This window comes from Streptomyces sp. NPDC059668 (assembly GCF_042734135.1).
GTDB lineage: Bacteria > Actinomycetota > Actinomycetes > Streptomycetales > Streptomycetaceae > Streptomyces.
In genome coordinates this window covers 1-3,095 of the sequence record NZ_JBHWEL010000151.1, presented here as the reverse complement: position 1 = coordinate 3,095, position 3,095 = coordinate 1, and the positions used below count along the sequence as shown (strand labels likewise).

Annotated in this window: 1 protein-coding gene; it reads left to right on the top strand. The window is 74.4% G+C overall.

Translation table 11 applies throughout. The annotated features are described in order from the left end of the window. The first annotated feature begins 623 nt into the window (after positions 1-623). A complete protein-coding gene (fusA, locus tag ACFV2J_RS42460; protein ID WP_385443837.1) occupies positions 624-2,735 on the top strand; it encodes an elongation factor G in 2,112 nt (703 codons plus the stop codon). The last annotated feature ends 360 nt before the right edge of the window (positions 2,736-3,095 follow it).

Genomic DNA, 3,095 nt, shown 5'->3' with positions numbered 1-3,095 from the left:
TGCGTGTTTTGTCCCCGCCCGCCCGGGCGCGGCGGGTCCGGCCCCCCCCCGCCCCCCCGGCGGCCCGCCCCCGGCGGCGCGCCCCCGCGCGCGGGGCCCCCCCCGCGGCTCGGAGCTCGGAGCTCGGAGCTCGTGAGATGTGAACCGTGCGAAGTGCCCAGTGAGGTGACGGGGGTTCGGGCGGCGGCCGAAAACCCGGTGCCCCGCCCCCTCCGGGTTGCCTACACTCGCCACACATCGCGCGCCGGAAGCGGAGCCGCGAGCACGGCCGACGGCGTCACCGCCGACCCGGCCGACGGCTCCGCGGGACATCGCGGCGCGCGCCGTCACGAACCGAGGGGAGCCGAGCCGTGCGTCACCGCATCGCCTTCGTCGTTCCCCCTTCGCGGTACGAGGTGATCCTCGTGTCCTCGTGGAACCGGTGCCGGCCGCGCGGCCCGCACCGGTCGTCCGCGACGAACTCCTGACCTCCGCCCGCCCGTTGCCGGGCCGGCCGGCTCCGTACGCCCTGCGGCGTGGTGCCGTGGCTCCCCTCTGCCAGAGGTCCTCGACCGGCCCGACCAGGGCCGATTCGTCCGGCAATCGCGCCGTTCCGTTCCGGATCGTCCCGAAAGGCCGTGACCGTGCGCACCGACCTGCACCGTCATCCCGAGAATCGACCGACCGCCGTCCGCAACCTGGGCATCCTCGCCCACGTCGACGCCGGCAAGACCACCCTCACCGAGCGGATCCTGTACGCCACCGGGACCACGCACAAGCGCGGTGAGGTCCACGACGGCACGACCGTCACCGACTTCGACCCGCAGGAGCGTGATCGTGGCATCACCATCTTCGCCGCGGCGGTCAGTTGTGCCTGGGACGGCCACCGCATCAATCTGATCGACACCCCGGGTCACGTCGACTTCTCCGACGAGGTCGCGCGTTCGCTGCGGGTCCTCGACGGGGCCGTCGCGGTGTTCGACGCCGTCGCCGGGGTGGAGCCGCAGAGCGAGTCGGTGTGGCGGCAGGCCGACCGGTACGGCGTGCCCAGGATCGCCTTCGTCAACAAGCTGGACCGTGCCGGTGCCGACCTCGACGCGGCCGTCGGGTCGATCCGGGAGCGGCTGCATCCGGCCCCGCTCGTCGTCCAGTTGCCGATCGGTACGGAGTCCGGCTTCACCGGCGTGGTGGACCTGCCGCGCATGCGCTCCCTGGTCTGGTCCGACGACCGCGACACGGCCGAGGAGGGCCCGGTGCCGGAGCCGCTGCGCGCGGAGGCGGAACGCCGTCGACGGCTTCTGGAGGAAGCGGTGGCGGAACTCCACCCCGCCGCACTGGAGGAGTTCTGCGCCGAGGGGAGGGTCTCCGCGCCGACGCTGGTCGCCGCGTTGCGCGACCTGACCCGTTCCGGTGAGGGCGTCGTGGTGCTGTGCGGCTCGGCCTACCGCAATCGCGGCATCGAACCGCTGCTGGACGCGGTCGTGGCCTATCTGCCCTCACCGCTGGACGTGCCCGCCGTACGCGGCACCCGGGGCGGCGTGGAACAGGAACGGCCCGCGGACCCACAGGCGCCGTTCGCGGCACTGGTGTTCAAGGTGAACGCCACCGCCACGGGGCGGCTGACGTACCTGCGCGTCTATTCGGGAACGATCGGGAAGGGAGAGACGGTATGGGAGTCGGGCACGCGGCGCGTCGAGCGGATCGGCCGGATCCTGCGGGTGCAGGCCGACCGTCACGCCCCGCTGGAACGGGCGGTGGCCGGTGACATCGTCGCGGTCGTCGGGTTGAAGTCGGCCCGCGCCGGGTCGACGCTGTCCGCACCCGGGTCCCCCTTGGTGCTCGAACCGCCGGCCGTCGCCGAGCCGGTCGTCTCCGTGGCGGTCGAGGCCGGCGGGGACACCGACGCGGACCGCCTGGTGTCGGCTCTGGCGCGACTGGCCGAGGAGGATCCCTCGCTGGTCGTCCGCACCGACCCCGAGACCGGTCAGACGGTGCTGTCGGGCATGGGGGAGCTGCATCTGGAGGTGGCGGTGGAGAAGATCCGGCGCGCGCACGGGCTGGACGTCCAGGTCGGCAGGCCGAGGGTGGCCTACCGGGAGACCGTGGTCCGCGGGGTGTCCGGACTGGTTCACCGGCACGTCAAACAGGACGGCGGCGCGGGCCAGTTCGCCCATGTCGTCATCGACGTGGAGCCGCTGGAGGCCGCCACGGGAGCCCTGGGTGACGTCTCCGACGACGGCACGACACGGTTCGGGTTCCGCTCGGCCGTGGTCGGCGGGCGGGTACCGCAGGAGTACGTCCGTGCCGTGGAGGCCGGATGCCGGGACGCACTGGCCGAGGGTCCGCTCGGCGGCAACCCGGTGACCGGGGTGCGGGTCGTCCTGACCGACGGGGCGACCCATCCGAAGGACTCCTCGGAGATGGCGTTCCGCACGGCCGGCCGGCTCGCGCTGCGGGAGGCGTTGCGGGCCTGCGCGATGGTGTTGCTGGAACCGGTGGCCGAGCTCACGGTCACCGTGCCCGACGACGCCGTGGGCGGGGTGCTCGGCGACCTCGCGGCACGCCGTGGACAGGTCTCGGGCTCCGTCACGCGTGCGGGCGCCGTGGTGATCAGCGCGGTCGTGCCGCTGGCCGAACTGTTCGGCTACGCGACCCGGTTGCGCAGCCGGACCCGGGGCCGCGGAGTCTTCACCACCCGGCCCGCGGGCTACGCCCCGGCGCCGAGTACGGCTTCCCACGGGACGCCGGTGCGGTGAGCCTCGGGACACCGGCCCGCTGACCGCAGCGGACCCGTCCGCACGGGCCCGCCGGTCCGGGTACGGACCACACCCGTACCCGGACCGCCGGCCGGTCCAAGGTTCACGGTCCCGGCCGCGTCCGGGCCGACAGCCGCCGCACACCACTTCGGACCGCATGCGGGCCGGCGACGCGTGCAGCGGCCCAGCCATTTCGGTACGCCGCCGAAGTCCTGTGCATGTTCCGCCCCGGCCGGGGCACCCGGAACCACAGGCAGCTCGAGGAAGCCCACCCCCCCCAGGGCGATCCCGAGCCCCCGGGGGGCGGCGCGCGGCGCCACCCCCACCCCCGCGGGCGGGGCGGGGGGCGCGTGGGTTGTC